The organism is Desulfosoma sp., from assembly GCA_037481875.1.
Taxonomy (GTDB): Bacteria; Desulfobacterota; Syntrophobacteria; order Syntrophobacterales; family DSM-9756; genus Desulfosoma.
The window spans coordinates 394,295-414,285 of the sequence record JBBFKY010000001.1 but is presented as its reverse complement, the minus strand read 5'-3'; the positions used below and the strand labels follow the sequence as shown (position 1 = coordinate 414,285).

Annotated in this window: 17 protein-coding genes; 2 read left to right on the top strand and 15 right to left on the bottom strand. The window is 52.8% G+C overall.

Going from position 1 to position 19,991, the window contains the following annotated elements; genetic code table 11:
* Positions 1–4: 4 nt before the first annotated feature.
* The 8 genes from WHS46_01835 to WHS46_01800 all read right to left on the bottom strand — a co-directional run bounded on the left by WHS46_01835 (position 5) and on the right by WHS46_01800 (position 7,099).
* Positions 5–580, bottom strand: a complete 576-nt coding sequence (locus WHS46_01835) for a hypothetical protein (GenBank protein ID MEJ5347417.1) — start codon at positions 578–580, stop codon at positions 5–7.
* Positions 581–593: 13 nt separating this feature from the next.
* Positions 594–1,586 carry a hypothetical protein gene (locus WHS46_01830; protein ID MEJ5347416.1) on the bottom strand — a complete coding sequence of 331 codons (993 nt, stop codon included), beginning with the start codon at positions 1,584–1,586 and terminating at the stop codon, positions 594–596.
* A 76-nt stretch (positions 1,587–1,662) separates the two neighbouring features.
* Positions 1,663–2,085 (bottom strand): prepilin-type N-terminal cleavage/methylation domain-containing protein, encoded by a 423-nt coding sequence (locus tag WHS46_01825; protein ID MEJ5347415.1) that lies wholly within the window; start codon positions 2,083–2,085, stop codon positions 1,663–1,665.
* Positions 2,075–2,593: a GspH/FimT family pseudopilin gene (locus WHS46_01820; GenBank protein MEJ5347414.1), complete on the bottom strand. Its 519-nt coding sequence runs from the start codon at positions 2,591–2,593 to the stop codon at positions 2,075–2,077. Before WHS46_01820 ends, WHS46_01825 begins: the two co-directional genes overlap by 11 nt.
* The gene (locus WHS46_01815; protein ID MEJ5347413.1) at positions 2,590–3,162 is read right to left on the bottom strand and encodes a hypothetical protein; all 573 of its coding nucleotides are present in this window, start codon (positions 3,160–3,162) and stop codon (positions 2,590–2,592) included. Before WHS46_01815 ends, WHS46_01820 begins: the two co-directional genes overlap by 4 nt.
* Positions 3,163–3,377: 215 nt before the next feature.
* Positions 3,378–3,908: a prepilin-type N-terminal cleavage/methylation domain-containing protein gene (locus WHS46_01810; GenBank protein ID MEJ5347412.1), complete on the bottom strand. Its 531-nt coding sequence runs from the start codon at positions 3,906–3,908 to the stop codon at positions 3,378–3,380.
* 286 nt (positions 3,909–4,194) lie between these two features.
* Complete coding sequence (locus WHS46_01805) at positions 4,195–6,465, bottom strand: hypothetical protein (protein MEJ5347411.1); 2,271 nt, start codon at positions 6,463–6,465, stop codon at positions 4,195–4,197.
* A 208-nt stretch (positions 6,466–6,673) separates the two neighbouring features.
* Complete coding sequence (locus WHS46_01800; protein MEJ5347410.1) at positions 6,674–7,099, bottom strand: prepilin-type N-terminal cleavage/methylation domain-containing protein; 426 nt, start codon at positions 7,097–7,099, stop codon at positions 6,674–6,676.
* A gap of 568 nt (positions 7,100–7,667) precedes the next feature.
* Between WHS46_01800 and WHS46_01795 the strand changes: the two genes are divergently transcribed.
* Positions 7,668–8,264, top strand: a complete 597-nt coding sequence (locus WHS46_01795) for a hypothetical protein (GenBank protein ID MEJ5347409.1) — start codon at positions 7,668–7,670, stop codon at positions 8,262–8,264.
* Positions 8,265–8,348: 84 nt separating this feature from the next.
* Here WHS46_01795 and lspA read toward each other — a convergent pair whose 3' ends face one another.
* From lspA to pilB, 7 genes are all read right to left on the bottom strand, one after another.
* Complete coding sequence (gene lspA / locus WHS46_01790; GenBank protein ID MEJ5347408.1) at positions 8,349–8,933, bottom strand: signal peptidase II; 585 nt, start codon at positions 8,931–8,933, stop codon at positions 8,349–8,351.
* Positions 8,934–8,936: 3 nt separating this feature from the next.
* Positions 8,937–11,726, bottom strand: a complete 2,790-nt coding sequence (gene ileS, locus WHS46_01785; GenBank protein MEJ5347407.1) for an isoleucine--tRNA ligase — start codon at positions 11,724–11,726, stop codon at positions 8,937–8,939.
* Positions 11,727–12,093: 367 nt separating this feature from the next.
* Positions 12,094–13,719 (bottom strand): chaperonin GroEL, encoded by a 1,626-nt coding sequence (groL, locus tag WHS46_01780; GenBank protein ID MEJ5347406.1) that lies wholly within the window; start codon positions 13,717–13,719, stop codon positions 12,094–12,096.
* A gap of 26 nt (positions 13,720–13,745) precedes the next feature.
* Positions 13,746–14,036 carry a co-chaperone GroES gene (groES, locus tag WHS46_01775; GenBank protein MEJ5347405.1) on the bottom strand — a complete coding sequence of 97 codons (291 nt, stop codon included), beginning with the start codon at positions 14,034–14,036 and terminating at the stop codon, positions 13,746–13,748.
* A 121-nt stretch (positions 14,037–14,157) separates the two neighbouring features.
* A complete protein-coding gene (locus WHS46_01770) occupies positions 14,158–16,158 on the bottom strand; it encodes an ATP-binding protein (GenBank protein ID MEJ5347404.1) in 2,001 nt (666 codons plus the stop codon).
* A 26-nt stretch (positions 16,159–16,184) separates the two neighbouring features.
* A complete protein-coding gene (locus WHS46_01765) occupies positions 16,185–17,402 on the bottom strand; it encodes a type II secretion system F family protein (GenBank protein ID MEJ5347403.1) in 1,218 nt (405 codons plus the stop codon).
* A gap of 10 nt (positions 17,403–17,412) precedes the next feature.
* On the bottom strand, positions 17,413–19,164 hold the full coding sequence (gene pilB, locus WHS46_01760; protein ID MEJ5347402.1) for a type IV-A pilus assembly ATPase PilB: 1,752 nt from the start codon (positions 19,162–19,164) through the stop codon (positions 17,413–17,415).
* Between the two features lie 288 nt (positions 19,165–19,452).
* Here pilB and WHS46_01755 point away from each other — a divergent pair, with 288 nt between their 5' ends.
* Positions 19,453–19,737, top strand: a complete 285-nt coding sequence (locus WHS46_01755) for a PxxKW family cysteine-rich protein (protein MEJ5347401.1) — start codon at positions 19,453–19,455, stop codon at positions 19,735–19,737.
* Positions 19,738–19,991: the final 254 nt, after the last annotated feature.

Below are 19,991 nucleotides of genomic sequence, written 5' to 3'. Positions count from 1 at the left end.
GAACTTAGCGGGAAGAAACCTGCCCGATCTTTTGAACGACCATCACCACGTGAGATCGGGCAGGTCCACCCTTTTGGTCGGGAAGATCTTCCCGCCCCTCTCCCTGGGCCAGATAATAATAGCCTCGAAATTTGGACATATCCCATCCAGGAACGGTTGCAGTCTCCAGAAACATGAGGCGCGGCGTAAGAGTCCGTGAAGCTTTGGTCTGATTGTCGACCGATTGGTTGGGCTTCATATAAGAAACAATTCCGGGTGCCGGGGTCACGTCTTGTTTTTTTCTAAGATCCTTAAGAATTTTTTCGTTGGACTCCGTTTGAAGGCAGCGCCAACTGAGCTGAAGGGCGCCTTCGGCCAAATTGAAAGTGCTCTCCCGACGCTCCAGAGACTGGGTCATTCGGTGTGTCGATCCACTCTGGACCACAAGCCACACACCCAGAAGACTCAGCAAAGCCACGGCGGAAAGTGTCAGCACCATGGCAGTACCTTGATTGTCTTTCAAGGGGCTCTTACAAATGCTGCCCTGGGATCCTCCAGGGCTTGACAATTGCACTTTCACAGGTGGTTTTGCCTTGCTCATAGTCGCCTGTCCTTTAGGTGTTTCGAGGGTAGATCAGGACGGTATAAACTTTATACTGGTAACCGCACTCATGGGGCCCTGTCCCCGCTGATCGATTTTCTACAGCCGGACGGCAAAAGGCGGGATCTGCCAAACGGTCCTTGTCTTTGGTCGGGCTTCGAACCACCGCGCTCAGACGAATCAGCTTAATACGGCTGGGTTCAAAAGGTCTTCGCTCGCAAAACCCAGAGCCGACACCTGAGCCGGAACAGCCGGTCTGACCGTACCAGTTTCCAGAATCATCCTGGTAGGCCACCTGTAGATCCACCACATTATCTGCGATGGGCAGGGCTTTGCCCTTAGTGCTACGATCATTTCGACGTAGGACAAAAGTCTCTTGAGCGCCGGACGGATGGCATGGGGCTGACCCACCGTCCACGCAGTAATAAATGGCGGGAGCCACCAAAGTCCCTTTCAGGGAAGAACTGTCAATCCCTACACTCGTGCCGGATAGGCTCACCACGCGACCCGTTTTATTATCCAAACCCGTAGCATCACTGATGAGATAAGTGCCGATGTCAATATCTGTCTTGTTGTCTGGTGGCTTGATGTCTCCGTCGATATCCAAAACATAATTCGGGTTGGTGGAAGGTTCCCACGGATCTTCCAAAGCTATTGTCGAACCCGAAATGGAGCTCACTTTCAGGCACCCAGGACATGCAGCCGCCTTCACAAGCCTTTCCGCATCGTCTACGGGATCGATCAGGTCCACATCATTGATGTAAATTTCATCCGATGAGTTGTCCCCGCCGTCTCGAATGAGAAAAGCCATGTTGGGCGCAACGGCCCATCCCGCCTCAAGAAGGTCCCTTTGCAGGACTCTGAGGACATCCACGGTATCTTGAAAAACCTCTTTTTCCGACCGATCTCGCACATAGTTTCGATGCTGGGCGGAAAAAATACTCACGGCCGCCGCCATGACCAAAGCGGTCACGGCCAGAGAGACCATGAGTTCCACAAGGGTCATGCCCTCGCTCCACCCCCGGGGCGGAAATTTCCTGAAACCATCCCTGATAACAGGAGCAGCCTCAGGAGAGTGCCTACTAGGGCACCACGATGGTTTGAAGCACCACTTGGCCTTGGCCACCTCTTTGCTCCTTCCACTGCACAGAAACAGTGACATTTCTCTTCCAGCTGTATAGAGGATCGAGGACCGACGTTGTTGTCCTGGTGTAGACGACTTTATCTTGCGTTAGTGTTTCTGTCCCATTGGGGTTATAAGTTTTATTGTCCGCTATGGCCTGTCTATAGGCTTCCAGTTTTTCATTGGCAAGAAGCAGGGCCCTCGCTTCTCTTTTGGAATTCATGTTGACATGGCGCGAAGTCCAGTGAAATCCCCATAAAGACATGAGCGCAACCCCCAGAACCAAAAGGGAAACCAGGACTTCCACCAAGGTAAATCCCTTGTCCTTTGAATCGATCGGCCTAGTGTAACGTGTAGAGTCGGCCCGAAACCTAGTCCACATGAACCCACCCCATGGCATTGATCGTTGCTGTCGCCTGCGACCCGGACGTTCCAATAAACTGCACCTTTCCACCTGAACCTTTTACCAAACGACCATCGCTTCTAAAGGCAAGACAGACCTTGCCCTCAGAATTTTTCGGCAAGCTGCTTTCAAGAATCATTGAAACCCGAGACGAAAGTTCCGCGCTTCGTATCCAGGGCTCGTTGTCATTATCCCTACGGCAATTTCCGTCGTCGGGTTCCGTCTTGTTATCGTCTCCGTCGTCGTCGCGAAAAAGCTTGTAGCCTTTGGATTCAAAGACCAGCGAATACACCGCGCCCTTTTCATAGGCTAGGGTCTTGGCTTCCTGAATAACGGTTTCCAGGCGACGCGCCGCCATGCGCACATCTTCGTACTCTGTCACGCCGGCCAAGCCCCATCCAACAAACTTGAGAAGCAAAGCCACAATGGCGACCGTGACCATCAATTCCACCAAAGTGAAACCTCTATCCGTCCTCAACGTTTTCATTGCCGCTCACTACCTGCAAACAGTTCATTTTTTCCGGAACCGGTAACTGTGACGTCAAAGTCAAAACGGCACACATTGCTCAAAGAATCCTTACCCTCTAGCACGACTTGAAAGGTACCGCCAATTTGGTCGGAAGAAGGCCGCCATCGAAGTGTTTTGGCCGCTTCGTCCAAAACCATGCCTTCAGGTGCCTCCACGAGTTTCAAAACCACCTCGTCCTGCTCCGGATCTTCCATCTGGATCACCGCCACGTACTCTCCCCCATTGACCGTTTCCTGAAGAAGGCCGATCGTGGGGGGAGCATTTCCAACAAGAACCGATGTGGAAAGAACCTGAGGCCTTCCATCGAAGGAAATCAGCTCGGCCGTAGCTGTCACGGAGTCGCCGTAGCGCAAGCGGTGTTCCAAAACGATGCCTGTCGTTTCCAGGTCCTTGCCATTGACGTTCCAGCGGATATGCACGGCCTTTTCATCGACGTTTGCGCCTTCCACGTTTACAACAGCCCGCAGAGTGTCCCCCGTAACAGGGCGGGAAGGGTCCAGCTCGAGCGAAACCAGGCGCCCCTCCACGGTGTCGCCTTCGCCTTGAGTTCGCCCTCGATCTAAGCCACGATCTGGAGCCTCGAAGACCTTTCTCGCCGACGAACCAGAGGGCCTCTCCTGCCGTTCTTTTTCACGAGATTCTTGGACATCCCCGGTGGAACATGAAAGCATGGAAAACCACACGAAAATTCCGAGGCCCGCCAGGCAGATTCCTTTTAAGCACTTTCCCTTCATCTGGACCCTCAATCGAAAATCCATTTGAAAATCGAAAAGGCAATGGCGTCAGGGTGAAGCACCTTCGGAGCCGAATCCGACGTGTTCGCCGTCACGTAAAGTTCGATGATATCGGTAGACGCGTAGGGATAGACCTTTTTGTACGCTTGGGCTCGAAAGGTGCTCGCCCCTGCTTGCGTGATTTTGACCCTGTAGCCGCTTGCGGTCACGCGCGACGTACCCGCCGAACAGGTATTTCCGAACGAGGAAAGACAGCCGATGGTTCCGGCGTACCGGCTGTGATCGTCCCAGAAAATTTCTTGGTCCATCTTGACGTTCATCAGAGCCAGAATAGCCTCACTTTGCCGAGCCCGATTCACGTAGTTGACATAGGCGGGAACGGCCACAGCCGCTAGGATGGCCAAGATAGCTACTGTCACCATAAGTTCGACCAGCGTAAACCCGCCCGTCCGCTTTTTTCTTTGCGTCACCAAGGGAGCCAAGACTTTGACGCCGGAAGCTTTTCCTCTTTTTTCTTTTCGCTGGGATGCCCTGATCACTGTGCGCTCCTTGCTCAGTGTCTTTTCAGATGCTCGAACTTTCGTCCCTCCACTTCTAAAGAGCGGCCTCTAAAGGGACACAGACCTTTCATTGTACTATTCGGCAGCTGTTCACGATTTCTTTAAGGAAATCAGAAAAGATCACGAGACCGCAAAAAGAAAACGCCGTGAGTCGACGGCGAAAAGTAGGCGCTTCAACGCACCGCCTCGGTTGAGGTTCCAGGTTAAAACACGGGACAAAACGTAAGGCCTGGGCACCCCGAAACACGCGCCCTGCCGGATGAGCCTAATAGGTGAAAGAACCTTCCTGCCCCTCTTCGGTTTCCGTCCGCATGGAGATCACCGATTCGGGACCAGCCATTTGAGAAGCCTCAAGCTGAGCCATCAGCACCTTCAGCACTTCCCGCTTGGGGTAACCCGGATAAAGCTCCAGGGTGTGCTGAAAAGCCGTCAATGCCTGTTCAAGCCCACCTGCCTGTTGCTCAAAGAATCCTAGGGCAATCCATGCCTTGGCCCATTGAGGCGCCAACGCAATGGCCAGCTTCGCTTGACTGACAGCCTCTCCATAGCGCCCTCGGTGGAATTCGTACCAGCCTTGAAGCAAATGGGCAGCGGCATCGTACGGATCTTTCTTGAGTCTATGCTCGATGATTCGCTCGCCCAAGCTCATGAAAACATCATGGGATAAGTGTTTACTTATAAAAAAAGCGACCTTTATAAGGAATGAAGCATCATCAAACTCCCACTGCGCTTTTTGGGCAGCCGTGCGCTGTTCAAGAAGATCAATCGTTTTCACAAGATGTTGAGCATCAACACCGTCTGTTGTCCCCTTCTGAGCGAAGTAGCGCGCGCCTTCCCAATCACCGAAGGCAAACAGTGCGTGCGCGATTTTCTCGTCAAGACAAAGATCATTCTCCAACGTATTGTCCAGCACCACCCCCTTCTTTTCTGCGTCTGCAAATAAATTTACAAGCACTCTGTAAAGGTGCTGTCGTTCGACTCGAAGATACGGATATTGTCGAATAACATCTATAGCCTTTTGAGCATACATATATGCTTTGGAATAATCTTCAATTTGCCGATAGCATTCAGCCAATCTTAGTAAGAAAACAACCATGGAATCAGCATCGGCCCTTCCATGAGATTTCGCTAAGAGCTTTTCTCCCTCTGCAATTGCCTTCTGCCAATCCTTCCGCTCCATGTAAACGGCCACAACAGTCACAGCGGAAACCACATCTTCTTCGAAATTTTGACGTCCTAAATCGATCGCTTTCTCCGCTTCCACCAGGGCTTCTTCATGGAAACCGGCTAGATACAAAGACACGGCATAATTCGCATGCGCTCTCGGATTTCGCGGCGCTTTCCGTACCGCGTCGGCATGAATGGTGACGGGGTCTCTCCAGTCTTCGTTCCTTAAAAAGGTTATGAGGGACAAAAAGGAGCACACCACGGCCATCAAAGACCAGGCTAATTTTTTCTTTTCGCTCTCGGAATAGTGTTTCCCGACCCTGCCAAGGGATTGCCTTAAAGCAACAAAGCCGGCCAGCACAAGGCCCACGGAAGGAAGATACATACGGTGGTCGAACATGAGTTCCAAAGGTACAATCGACGATTCAATACTCAAGGTGGTAAAAAACCATAGAATTCCAAAGGTAATGACGGGTTGTCTCTTCCTTGCGGCAACAGCATAGAAGAGGGCCGCCCCAATGGCGCACATTGACAACAGTGTGGTTATGGGTGAGAAAATCGAGGTCGACAGTTCTACATCATGCTCCAAAGAAAGACTTCCGGGACGAGGTATCAATATCGCCCCTACGTATCGCAGAATCACACGACTTTCGGTGAGAAGCCTTTCCGTCATCGTAAAATGGCGGCCGGAATACCCTTTTGACAAATGATCCATGACAAAGTAGGTTCCAAGCATGACGACAACAGTACACGCCAAAAGAACCACTTTGCCCAAACGCTTTTGAAAACAATTGATCAGGGGCTGCAAGATACGGCGGACCATTCGCCCATCGAAGAACCATGTGTCGATGACAAGAATCACCAGCGGAAGAACGGCCGAATTTTCCTTGGAAAGAAACGCCCCTAGAGCGGCCAGCCCAAGAACGACACCCCAGGAGATGAACCTTTTTCTTTCACCGTTCAGCAAGGCTAAACGTGCTTTAACGTAGGCGGTGGTCGCTCCGAGGAAAAACATTCCCTGCAACGACGCCATGCGCTGCACCAGGTAGGTCACGGCACTGGTTTGCACAGGATGAAGCGCCCAAAGAGAGCCTACAGCCAAGGCTACAAAGAGACGACTTTGAGGCGATTGGACACGAATACTCGGAATGCAAAAAAGACTGTAGATAAAGGAAATGCATAACAAATAGGCGATGATGTGAATAGCCAGGTTCGTGACGTGATAGGCGTATATTTCCCCTTTGCCCCATAAATAGTCCAGACTAAAGGTTAACATCGGCACGAATCGATAGATACCGAACCTTGTTTTGGCAAGATTGATGAATTTTTCACTATCAAACCGCTCAATATGAGTATCGGCATTTTTCACGAAACTATGGAAGTCGTCCAAAACAAATGGGCCATAAAACGTATTAGAATAACTGACGATGAGAAGTGTAAGCCCAACGAATAGGGGTAACATGCGAAGGTATGGTTTTCGCATTGGCACCGGTCAGCCTCCGGTATGGACGATTGACTGCATCTTCAAGTGTCACGAAAAAAAAGGGGGGCCATGCCCCCCACATAAAGTGGAATGATTATTTAAGACCAAGCTCGTCCGCTAGAGTGCCACCCAATTCCCAGGTAGTGATCTTACCGCCGCTTGTTTTAGCCGTAGCCGTAAGAGTTTTACCATCCAGCTGTTTGAGAGCGGTCCGACCGTTTATAATAATGGTAAGCTTCCCTTGGTTACCATCAAAGGTTGCGTTGTCAATATAGCTCATGTCGGCATCCGCCGTCATGCCCGATATGGAATTCGGAAAACTATTCCTTACAGCGTAAAAGGCTGCGATGTTGGTCTCGATGGAGTGGAGTGCGGGAAAAACGAGAGAGGTGAGTCGTGATTTTTGAACATAGCGCTGATAAAAGGGCACCGCCACGGCGGCCAGGATGCCGATGATGGCCACCACAATCATGAGTTCCACCAAGGTGAAGCCTTTGTTTTCTCTCATCTTGATCAACATGATTGTCCTCCTGTTGTGTGATTGAGCCCGACCCCAGGGTCGGTATCCGGTTTCTTCAGGGAGCCTGATCCCCCGCCGTCGGTCGTCTCTCCCCCCTTTCTTCGGCATCATTGGGGATAACCCATCCTTAAGTGTTCTCGAACCCCCCGCCTGAAACTAAAGCAAAGGTTGTGCCAGGAAACCCAAAAACTTTTTTTGTGATTCTTCTCAAACGATTAGGAGCAACTGCCGAGGAACAATGCCCCCGATACTTGCGGGGAAGTGACAAACTTTGTCGGTTAAGTGACAATAATTGTCAGGATTCAAGGAAGCGAGGGGGATTGACGATAAGATTTCTAGATTCATGGAAGGATCTTTTTGTTGAATCGTAAAGAATTTGGTGCCAAAAAGGGCCATGGGAAAGGATCTCGAAGTGGAAAATGGTCCTTGGTTGCCTGCATTTAAAGGGCATGGCTCATGTGGAGCGAGGGGAAGGGGTGCTGAGATGATCAGAAAACGGCACGCGCACACAAAGAGAGGGCAGGCGGGTAAATCTTCCAGGGCTTGGAAGGGCTTGAGAAAAAATTCGGTGTTTGCGGTTTCTGCCATGCTGTTTTTTGTGATGCTGGGCTTCGGTATGGCAACGCCGACGGATTCCACCTCTGCGGCGCCGACACCCAAAGAGCCTGCGGCGGTATCTTCCGGACAAGCTTTCGAAGACATGGAGATCAGCCCCGAACAGGCTCTTGTCCTTCGAGGGCAAATGCATCAGGCTGTTCTAAGCGATGAGTTTCGTTATCGCCCTTTGGGGCTGCTGGATCCCTTTGTCCCCTTTGTCAAACCCGGAGTGACGGTCACCGAGACCTATCCCGAAAGCGAAAGGGAGCCCCCGCCTGTTCCATCAGCCGGATTTCCTTTGACACCTTTGCAAAAGATGAGCCTAGGCGAAATCGAGAGAGGGCTCAAGGCTATCCTTTGGGGGGATATGGGATCTCGTGCCCTTATCGAAGACGCTGCAGGCCGAGGCTACATCGTCAGGGAGGGAACACCTGTGACCCCGGACGGCCTGGTGGAACGCATTTACAAGGACGCCTTGGTGGTTCGCCAATATGTTTGGAATGCCAAAGAAAATCAGTGGGTACCGGATTTTGTCACCGTGCAGTTGAAGAAGGAAAAGGAGAAATAGGGTGGAAGGGATCGGTGAATTCCTAGGAGTGATGGAAGAAAGCATGGGGTAATGGTGTCGGGTGTGGGACACGAGTATTCTGGTTTAGGTTTTTGTGGATGATGACGCGGGGTTTTTTTCAAAGGGTGGATGAGTTTTTTTTTCGGTGCGCAGCACAGTGAACAGTAAAAGGGCGGCTCCGGTCGTCACAGCCATATCGGCCACATTGAAGGCCGGCCAGTGATAGGGTCCGATGTAAAAGTCCAGAAAATCCACAACGTTTCCAAACCGTAGGCGGTCCACCACATTGCCGAGGGCTCCTCCGGCGATAAGTCCTAAAGCCACGCGTCTTGCCTTTTCTTCAGAACCGGTTTGGCGATACAGAAAGAAAATCACCACCAAGGCCATGAAGGTCAGGCCCGAAAGCCCGTACACCCGCCATGGGCTTTCGCTTCCTGCAAAAAAGCTGAAAGCCACTCCCGTGTTTCGAACATGCACCAGGTTAAAAAAACCGGAAATGATTTCCTTCTGACTGTAAAGCGGCAAGGCGGCAAGCACCCACGCCTTGGTGGCCTGGTCCACCACGAAAACACCCAGCACCACCAAGGCGAGTAAAAGGTACGCCGAAGGCCGTGCGTCAGCCGTACTCCCGCTTTCAAGAAGCATAAAAAGCTTTCGAAACCCCTTCACGAATCACCCGCTCGCACTCAGAACGTCGTGGCAACGACCGCAAATGGTAGGATGATCCGAAAAAGCGCCCACGGTCTTGGCAACCACCCAGCAACGTTCGCATTTTTCTCCAGATGCCGGTTCCACCAAAACCTTGAGGCCCGAAACCTCCTGACCTTCCTTGACCCCGGGCTGATCGTCCAGCTTTTCCAGCCGGACCTCTGACACGATAAACACCGTGCGCAACAGTTCGGCATCTTGACCCAAAACTTGGCGCCATTCTTCAGGAAGATCCAATCGGACGCAGGCATCCAGAGGATGTCCGATGGTTTTGGCCTGTCGAGCCGCTTCCAGGGCACGGCTCACATCGGCACGTAGACGAAGAATCCGTTCCCATCGTTCTTCTAAAGCTTCATCGAGAAGAGATTCGTCCACCTCAGGAAAGGCTTCCAAATGCACGGACGGTCCGTGATCCCCGGGCAGGTGGGCCCACGCTTCTTCCGCCGTAAAGGACAAGATGGGCGCCATGAGTTTGAGCAGCGTGGTAAGAATACGATACAAGGCCGTCTGCGCCGATCGGCGCTTAACACTGGCCGGCGGTGCCGTGTAGAGGCGATCCTTAAGGATATCCAGATAAAAGGCGCTGAGGTCCACCGCGCAGTAGTTATGGACGGCATGATACACACGGTGAAATTCAAACCGGTCGTAAGCACGTCGCACCTTACCGACCAGCTTTTGCAGCGTGTGCAAAGCGTAGCGATCCAGTTCAAGCATGGCTTCGGCAGGCACACTGTCTTGAGTCGGCTTGAAATCGTGCAGGTTCCCCAGCAGAAACCTCCAAGTGTTTCGAATCCTTCGGTAGGTTTCACTCAAACGCTGCAGAATATCCTGGGATATACGAATGTCGTCCCGATAGTCTTCGGCGGAAACCCACAAACGTAAAATTTCCGCTCCGAACTTCTCGATGATTTCATCGGGCGCAATGACGTTTCCCAAGGACTTGGACATCTTGTAGCCTTGTCCGTCCACCACGAAACCATGGGTCAGCACCGCTTTGTAAGGAGCTCGATCCCGCGTGCCCACCGATGCCAAAAGGGACGAATGGAACCAGCCTCGATGCTGGTCACTGCCTTCCAAGTAAAGATCGGCGGGGGATCGCAAATAGGGACGCCGTTCCAAAACCGCCGCATGTGACACTCCGGAATCGAACCACACATCCAGAATGTCCATTTCCTTTTCAAAATCGGTCCCGCCGCAGCCGCGACACACAGCTCCTTCCGGAAGGAGTTCCGAGGCTTCCCTTTCAAACCAGCAGTCGGCCCCTTCTTTCTCAAAAAGTGCCGTCACCTTTTCAAAAACTTCAGGTGAAGCCAGAATTTCTCCGCATTTTCGGCAGATAAAAACCGTGATGGGCACTCCCCACGAGCGCTGTCGAGAAATACACCAGTCGGGACGGTTTTCGATCATCTGATAGATACGATCCCGGCCCCATGACGGCACCCATTGCACTTCATCGATCGCTTTCAGAGCCTTCTTGCGAAGGTCATTGCGTTCCATGGAAATGAACCACTGTTCGGTGGCTCGAAAGATGACAGGTTTCTTGCAGCGCCAACAGTGAGGATAACTGTGAGAAACGTTGGTTTCCAGAACCAGGGCGCCCAAATCCCTGAGCTTGGCATTCACGGCCGGATTGGCGTCAAAGACAAACTGCCCGGCAAAGAACGGCACATCCTCGGTGAAACAACCATCGTCGTCCACGGGGGAATACACATCCAACCCGTATTCCAGGGCCGTGTCATAGTCTTCCCGACCATGACCCGGGGCCGTGTGCACACACCCTGTGCCGGCATCCAGGGTTACATGGGTTCCGAGCACAAGACGCGACTCCCGATCGATGAAAGGATGGCGGCAGGTAAGCCCTTCCAGTTCACGGCTGGAAAAGGTTCGAACCTTTTCGTAGACGCTGATCCCAAAGGTTTTCATGCAGCTTTCCAAGAGTCCCTCGGCAAGAATCCACACCTCGCCGTTCACTCGAACGGCCGCGTAGGCGAAATCCGGATGCAGCGCAATGGCCAGATTGGCCGGAAGGGTCCAGGGTGTGGTCGTCCAGATAAGAACAAAAACGGGCACATCCTTTAATTCCGGGAAAGCCGCTCGACTTTCATCACTCAAGGGAAACTTCACATAGATCGACGGGGACACATGGTCATGGTATTCCACTTCGGCTTCCGCAAGGGCTGTTCGGCAACTGCAACACCAGTAGATGGGTTTCTTGCTTCGAATCACGCTTTCCCGTTCAAAAAACCGGCCCAGTTCTCGAGCAATGGTGGCTTCGTAGTCATAGGACATGGTCAGATACGGATTGTCCCATTCGCCCAAAACGCCCAGGCGTTTGAATTCCTCACGCTGAATATCGATGAACTTTTCGGCGTACGCACGACAATGTCTTCGAATCTCCACCTGGGTCATGCTTTTTTTCTTGAGTCCGAGTTCCTTGTCCACCTGGTGTTCGATGGGCAACCCATGGCAATCCCATCCAGGCACATAAATGGCGTCAAACCCGCTCATCTGGCGGCTCTTGACGATCATGTCCTTGAGAATCTTGTTCAGGGCCGTGCCTAAATGAATGTGGCCGTTGGCGTAAGGCGGACCGTCGTGCAGGATATAAGGTGTTCGGCCTGCAGAAGCTTGGCGAAGCTTTCCGTAAAGGTCCATGCGTTCCCACCGGGCAAGCATTTCCGGTTCGCGCTGGGCCAGGTTTGCCTTCATGGGAAAATCGGTCTTGGGAAGGTTCAGCGTCTTCTTGTAGTCCATCAGTCCTGTCTTAACCCCCTGAGTGTGGTGAAGTCGTGAATGCTGAGCGATAAGTCATGAATCGTGAAATCGTGGATCGTGATACCTTAAATCTTCCATCGTGTATCGGGTGAGTGTAAATCGCCAAGTCATTGACCGTCAAAGCACGGAGCCCAAATCGCACCATCGATAATCGCAAAAGCCTGAGTCGTCAACTCCGATAGTTTAAAGTCTCGCCCTCTTCCACACCCCCACACCCTCACCATTTCAAGACTCCACGACTCCACGATTCACAATTTCACGATTTCACGAAAAAAGGCCTCCCCGCAAGGAGAGGCCTTCCACGTGCAACTTAAAGGACCGGGAAGGAGTTCCCGAAAAATCCCTTTTAGTACATGCCGCCCATGCCGGCTCCGGCACCCGGCATTTCGGACTTTTCTTCCTTAGGCAGTTCCGCCACCATGCATTCGGTGGTGAGCATGAGGGACGCGACACTGGCAGCGTTTTGCAGCGCGGACCGAGCCACCTTGGTGGGATCAATGACACCGGCTTCATAAAGGTCGCAGAATTCGCCGGTTTCCGCATTGAATCCAAAGGCGCCTTCGCCGGCCTTAATCTTTTGGACGATCACAGAACCTTCTTCACCGGCGTTGTTGGCGATCTGACGAGCCGGTTCTTCCAAGGCTCGACGAACAATGTTCACGCCTTGCTGTTCTTCGCCTTCAAGCTTCAGATTTTCCAACGCCTTGAGGCAGCGCAGATAGGCCACACCACCACCCGGCACAATGCCTTCTTCCACAGCTGCGCGGGTCGCGTTCAAAGCGTCTTCCACGCGAGCCTTCTTTTCCTTCATTTCCGTTTCCGTGGCCGCCCCGACACTGATCACAGCCACACCACCGACAAGCTTCGCCAGTCGTTCCTGAAGTTTTTCACGGTCGTAGTCACTGGTGGTTTCTTCGATCTGGGTGCGAATCTGACGCACACGGCCTTCCAAAGCCTTGCGATCTCCAGCGCCGTCCACGATGGTCGTGTTGTCCTTGTCCACACGCACGGTCTTGGCACTGCCGAGATCCTTCAGGGTCACGCTTTCCAGCTTGATCCCCTTTTCCTCACTGATCACCTGGCCGCCGGTCAAAATAGCGATATCTTCCAACATGGCCTTGCGGCGATCCCCAAAACCCGGAGCCTTCACGGCGCAGACTTGCAAAGTGCCTCGTAGCTTGTTCACCACCAAAGTGGCCAAGGCTTCGCCTTCCACATCTTCCGCGATGATCAAAAGGGGGCGTCCCATCTTGGCGATCTGTTCCAAAATGGGCAGAAGATCCTTCATGCTGCTGATCTTCTTTTCATGAACCAGAATGAGCGGTTCATTCAGAACCACTTCCATCTTTTCCGGATCGGTGACAAAGTACGGGGAAATATAGCCGCGGTCGAACTGCATGCCTTCCACCACTTCCAACGTGGTTTCCATGCCCTTGGCTTCTTCCACCGTGATGACGCCTTCCTTGCCCACCTTATTCATGGCTTCCGCGATGATATTTCCAATGGTGGCATCGTTGTTGGCGGAAATGGTACCGACCTGAGCGATTTCCTTTTGGTCCTTGGTGGGCTTGCTGATCTTTTTCAGTTCATCAACCACGACCTTCACGGCCTTTTCAATACCGCGCTTCAAAGCCATGGGGTTGGCTCCGGCCGTCACCAGCTTGGACCCTTCAAAGTAAATGGATTGCGCTAGAATGGTTGCCGTGGTGGTCCCGTCCCCGGCCACGTCACTGGTCTTGCTGGCCACTTCCTTGACCATCTGAGCGCCCATGTTTTCAAACTTATCGGCCAGCTCGATTTCCTTGGCCACCGTCACCCCGTCCTTGGTCACCGTGGGACCACCGAAAGCCTTTTCGATCACCACATTGCGTCCCTTGGGGCCCAAGGTCACCTTGACGGCATCCGCCAGAGTATTCACACCCTTGAGCAGGGCTTCTCGAGCCTTGGTATCATAAATGAGTTGCTTTGCCATGAGACCGATCCTCCTTGTCTTTCGCTTTACTTTTCAATAATGGCCAAAATGTCGTCTTCTCGCATAATGAGCAGATCCTCGCCTTCCACCTTGACATCGGTACCGGCATACTTGCTGAAAAGCACTCGATCCCCCGCCTTCACATCCAAGGGACGACGGGTGCCGTCTTCCATGAGCTTGCCGTTCCCCACGGCCAGGACTTCCCCTTGAATAGGCTTTTCCTTCGCCGTATCCGGAATGATGATACCGCCGGCCGTCCGTTCCTCTTCTTCAATCCTCTTGATGACCACACGATCGTTAAGCGGTCGAAGCTTCATGGAACCCTCTCCTTTCCTTATAAAATCATGGATTTTTAAAGGATCACACCGAGGCTTTATTAGCACTCATCAAGAACGAGTGCTATATAATCACGAGGGTGAGCCTTGGCAAGAGGAAAAATTAAGGCTGAGGGAAAAAGACGCGGACACACATGGGAAAGGCGGCGGAGGAACCCACATGGATTCGGCCTTCGGCTTCTTCCACAAGGCGGCTCACGAGGCTGAGGCCCAGACCCAGGTGGCCTTCCTTGGTGGTAAAAAGAGGTTCGAACATTTTTTGGATCACGTCTTCGGAAACCCCTGCTCCGCTATCAGCCACCTTGAGCAGAATCCCAAAGCGGCCGTCTTCATGGGTGTGGCTTCGAGCGGCGATACGCACAAGACCTCCGTTCGGCAAGGCTTCCGCGGCGTTGGCCACCAGGTGCCAGAGGATCTGAAAGAGATGGCGCGGCACCAGAGTCACTTTGAGTTCTTCCGGAACATCCACATGGACTCGGTGTCGGTCCGTCAGGTGCTTGCTCATGGTCAGAGCTTCCAGGACCTGGCGTATGGTTTCGGCAATGGAGACGGGTTCGGGGCGTTCTGAGGCTTTGCCTTCTCGAGCGATCCATAAAAAACGGCTGACAAGTGTATTCAGTCGCTCGATTTCTCGAGTCAGAATCTCGTACAGGCGCTGTGAGACATCATCTTCCGCCCAGTGAGAAGCCATCATCTGGATGACGCCGCTGATGGCCGCCAAAGGATTTTTGATATCATGAACGACTTCTCCGGCCATTTTTCCGGCAAAAGCCAGTTGTTCCAGACGCTTCATACGTTCCTGCAGAGCTTTGAGTTCCGTTTGATCCTGAAACACAATGACACTGGCTCGACCCCTGGACACCGTTTCCAAGGGAGACATCGTCACCACAAAGGATCTTTTTTCTCCGCTGGAAGTTTCCTGCATGATTTCAAACACACGCGAAGGATTGCCCCGGTCTTGCGCCGCTTCCTTTGGCACAAGGTAGATGGATGGCGCGTGAAAACTTTGGGCCGTTTTGTCTTGTTCCCCGGCATTCGACAAAGGTGTTTCTTGGTTCGTCGCCGCAGAATCCGGGGATTGCTGAGCGTGAGGCTTTCCGTTTCCCGAGACTTTATCTGAGAACTCAAAATGAGCTTCCCCAGGCAACGCCGCTTGACGTAGGGGCACGGCGCGCCGTGCCCCTACGTTCGAAACCGTTTGTTTTTCTGGGAGTCCTGGCGTCCCGCCCGCAGCATGACCGGGCCGAAGGCTTACACTCCCAGGAACACCATCGATGGCCCTCACGGCCGGACAGCCTGCCAAACCGGGAAGCACCTGGTCGATGGGGCGACCTTCAAGGGGGTGCTCGGCAGTGTCCAGCAATCCCTGCGCCGCCCGATTGGCATAGGTGATAATCCCTTGAGTGTCTGTGGAAAGAAGCCCCGCACCCAGGTTTTCCACCAGCCGACGGTAAAAAAATTCCAAGCGTTCCATGTCTTGGCTTTGTTGGGCGGAAAGCCTTGCCGATTTCTGAAGTTCCGTGGCCAGATACCCACTCAGAAATGCCACGAGGAAAAATGCTGTCATTGTGACCAGCAAAGTATAGAAATACACGTCACTGGAAACGGGTGGTGTCCCTCTTCCCATAAAAGGCGAAGGATGCACCCAACCGAAGTACTGCAAATCCAGTAGGACTCCATAGGCGATAATCGCTGCTGCGGCCACAAGGAAACTGCCGCGGCGTTGAAACAACACAGCCGCCGCCATGATCAGGGCCATGTAGAGGAAAGGAAAGGGGCTGGTGACTCCGCCGGTATGGTAGATCAGAAAGGTGACGGCCATTATGTCAAAGGCAAATTGAGCTGCCGCAAAAAGTCCGTGACGCCATACCCTTGGCAGGACAAAGGCGCTGAAGAGGGTCACGGAAAAAAGCACCGCCGCGTAGATGTAAAGCGGCGTGAGCATCGGCTCCGAAACATCTCGGGACAAGCGAAGCTGAAAGACGAACGTGACGGCCAGCAGAAAAACCGCCGCAAGAAGCCTTAGCACAAGGTACGTGTGCACTTTGCGCTGAAAGGAGGCGTTTTCTTCGGCGCTTCCTGAACCGCGCAGGGCCTTCGTCATGGCCGAACTCGCTTCACCGTCCTCGATCATGCGCCTCGAGAGACCACGTCGGCCAATTGGAAAATGGGCATATACATGGCCACCAGCAATCCTCCGATGGTCACGCCGAGAAAAACAATCAGCATGGGTTCCAAAAGAGATGTCAGGGCTTCCACGGTAGCGTCCACCTCCTCATCATAGAAATCGGCCACCTTGGAGAGCATGCTGTCCAGAGCTCCCGTCGCTTCGCCGACGGAAACCATGTGGACCACCATGGGCGGAAAAATGCCGCTTTCCTGCAAGGGTTCCGAAAGGGTTTTGCCTTCAGAAACGGCCTGTTGCGCTTGCCGTATGGCTTTTTCAATCACGGTGTTGCCTGCCGTCGCAGCCACCAGTTCCATACTTTCAAGGATGGGAACTCCACTGCCCAACATAGTCCCCAAGGTGCGGGTCACCCGAGCCAAGGCCACCTTTTTGATTAGAATACCGAAGACAGGCACCTTGAGAAAGAAGCGGTCTGTGATGTCGCGCCCGCGCTGAGTCTTACGAAAACGTTGAAACAAAAAGCCGAGAATCACGAGGCCCAGGATCATCCAATGAAAATAATTCCTGGTAAAATCACTGATGTTCATGACAAGCAAGGTCATCGCGGGTAGGGAAACCCCGGCATCCTTAAAAAGGCCGGCAAAGACCGGAATGACATAAATGAGAATAACCGCGATGACAATGAAGGCGATGGCTACCACGATGGCCGGGTAGGTCATGGCGCCTCGGACCTTTTTCTTAAGCGAGGCGACCTTTTCCAGGTAAGCTGCAAGACGTGTGAGGGTTACATCCAAAATGCCGCCTGCTTCTCCGGCGGCCACCAGGTTAACGAAAAGCTGGTCGAACACTTTAGGATGCTTTCGTAGAGCGTCGGAAAAGGTGGCTCCTTCTTCCACATCTTTTTTGAGCGTTCGAAGCACCTTGCGAAAGGCCTTGTTTTCCGTCTGATCCCGAAGAATTTCAAGGCACTGAATAATCGGAAGGCCCGCATCGATCATGGTGGAAAACTGGCGCGTAAAAAGAACCAGATCCTTTTCCTTGACCTTTTCTTGAAGAACGGGAACGTATTCCAAAAGATCCTTGGGCTTGGGCTTAAGGGCTTTCAGAGAAAGCCCTTGACGTTCCAGCAGTTGGCGGGCGATGGTGATGTTGTCGGCCTCGATTTCCCCTTGAACCTTTTGCCCCTTACGATTGATCCCTTTATAGAGAAATTCCGGCATGGTGGACTCCCTAATCCCTCACCGTCGATCGAAGCACTTCTTCCACCGAAGTAATACCTTCTTTGAGTCTATTGATGGCGCTTTGTCGCAATGTCACCATTCCCAGTCGCATGGCTTCCCGCTTGATTTCCCCGGCTGAAGCCCCCACCAACACCAAATCCCGTATTTCATCGGTCATGGTCATCACTTCATAAAGGGCGATGCGGCCTCTATACCCCGTATTGGAACATGCCGGGCAACCTCGACCTCGATAGCACTTAAAAGTCCCCACATCTTCTTCTTTGACCCCGAGATCGATGAGGGCCTCCGGAGGCACCTCTTCCACCACTCGACATTCGGGGCACACTCGCCGAGCGAGCCGCTGAGCCATGACCAGATTCACAGCGGAAGCCACCAGAAACGGTTCGATACCCATGTTGAGCAGGCGGTTCACGGTGCTTGGTGCATCGTTGGTATGAAGTGTGCTCAAGACCAAATGGCCCGTCAAAGCCGCCTTGATGGCGGTTTCGGCGGTTTCAAAATCCCGAATTTCACCCACCATGATGATGTCCGGGTCTTGGCGTAAAAAGGACCTTAATGCCGCCGCAAAGGTGAGCCCAATAGCTTCATGAACTTGCACTTGGTTGATACCCGGAAGACTGAATTCCACGGGGTCTTCCGCTGTGGAGATGTTATGGCTGATCTTGTTCAATTCGGAAAGGGCGCTGTAAAGTGTTGTGGTCTTACCGCTTCCGGTCGGGCCGGTCACCAAAACCATGCCGTAAGGCCTGTAGATGGCTTCCCGAAACAGGTCCAATTGCTTGGGTTCAAACCCCAGCTTAGTCATGTCCAGCTGCAGATTGGACTTATCTAAAAGACGCAAAACCACTTTTTCCCCAAAAAGGGTCGGCAGAACGGACACACGAAATTCCATCTCGCCGCTTTTACTCTTGAGCTTGATACGGCCGTCTTGAGGCAGTCGGCGTTCCGCGATATCCAACCGGCTCATGATTTTGAGTCGGGAAATGATGGCGTTTCGAAGCTGGTAAGGAGGACGCATCACTTCGTACAGCAACCCGTCGATGCGATACCTTACCCGCATGATCTTCTCATAACACTCCACATGAATATCGCTCGCCTTCTTGCGAATGGCATCAAGAAGAATCAGGTTGACTAATTTGACCACCGGGGCTTCTCCGGCGGCGTTTTCCAGATGGGCTAGGTCAATTTCCTGAGACCCTTCCACCACCTCCGCTTCCGCTTCGTCACGGATCATGCCCATGACGGCCTCAAAACTTTCTTCGACTCCGGCCGTATGCACCGATTCAAAAGCCTTTTTGATCAAGCTTTCCGGAGCCACATGGACACGAATGTTCTTTTGCGTGATAAACCGAAGATCATCGATGGCGAAAAGGTTACCTGGATCCGAAATGGCCACATGCAACGTCGTGCCGATCAGGCCCAGAGGAAAAACCTGGTACTTTTGGATGACCTGAGGAGAAACAATCTTCAGGGCATCTTTGGGAGGCGTCAGGCGCGCCGGATTCACCATTGGAACACGAAACTGCTTGGCAAGAAATTCGGTCAGGATCCTTTCGTCGATGACACCCTGCCGAATGAGAATAGTCCCCAAACGATCCCCGTTTCGGCTTTGCTCTTGCAAAGCGCGCTCCAGGTCCTTTGGTGCGATCAGACCGGCTTCCAACAACAGTTGGCCGATCTTGTTCCTCTTGAGCGCGACTCGATCCGCGCTTCTACCCTGTCCATCCGCCGCCGTCATCATGGATGCTCGAATGTCCGCTCCCTGTATTGTTCACCATTCCAATGTCTCTTTAAGGGAATCGCCTTTTTTCGAAAAAACTTTAACCCGTTTTTGCCTCGTCCGGTCAGAGGCCCTGTGATTTTTAAACAAATCATGGGAGATCGAGAGGTTGCACGGGTTTGTCAGGACGAAATTTTTTTCGCTCCATTTGCAAAAAACGCGTCGCATCGAGCTTGACAGCGGCAATTTCATGAGTAGTATTACGCCGATTTTCGGGGCACATTATAAGAAAAAACGGAGGTGATCGCCATGATTTGTCAAACGGTGAAGGCGGGTGTGGACTGCGCCTTCATGACCAAGGCCGGCTGCGGGTACAATGGGGGCTCTTGCCATCAGGTGGTGGAGCAGTGCGAAGGGTGCCAGAGGATCGTTGAGGTCCCGGCGGGGCGTTTCTGTGCCAGTTATCCGAATCCCAGCATCAAGTGGAAAACGGGTCATTGTAATTTTGCGACCCATGTCAAAGCGCCTGTGACGACACAGCAAGCGAAGATTAACCCGCTCAAGGCCTCGAAGCGGGCGTCCAAGTCCAAGTAGTTCGCACCATCCTCCGGGATGACAAGGAGAGCCGCCCTAAGCTTAGGATGCACGGGCTTCGGCTCTCTTTTTTTGTCTCTACATACCCCCGACGGTGCGAGCGGGCAGGGTAGGTTCTCTCCATATTAAAATTCAGGCGTGGCATGCGGGGCGGACACATCGGTCCGCCCCTTCGGATCCTGCGCAAACCCCAAACGCATGAGGCCGTCCATAGGGTCCCTCGAGGCCATGTCGTCGAAAAGCCCCCCAAATCC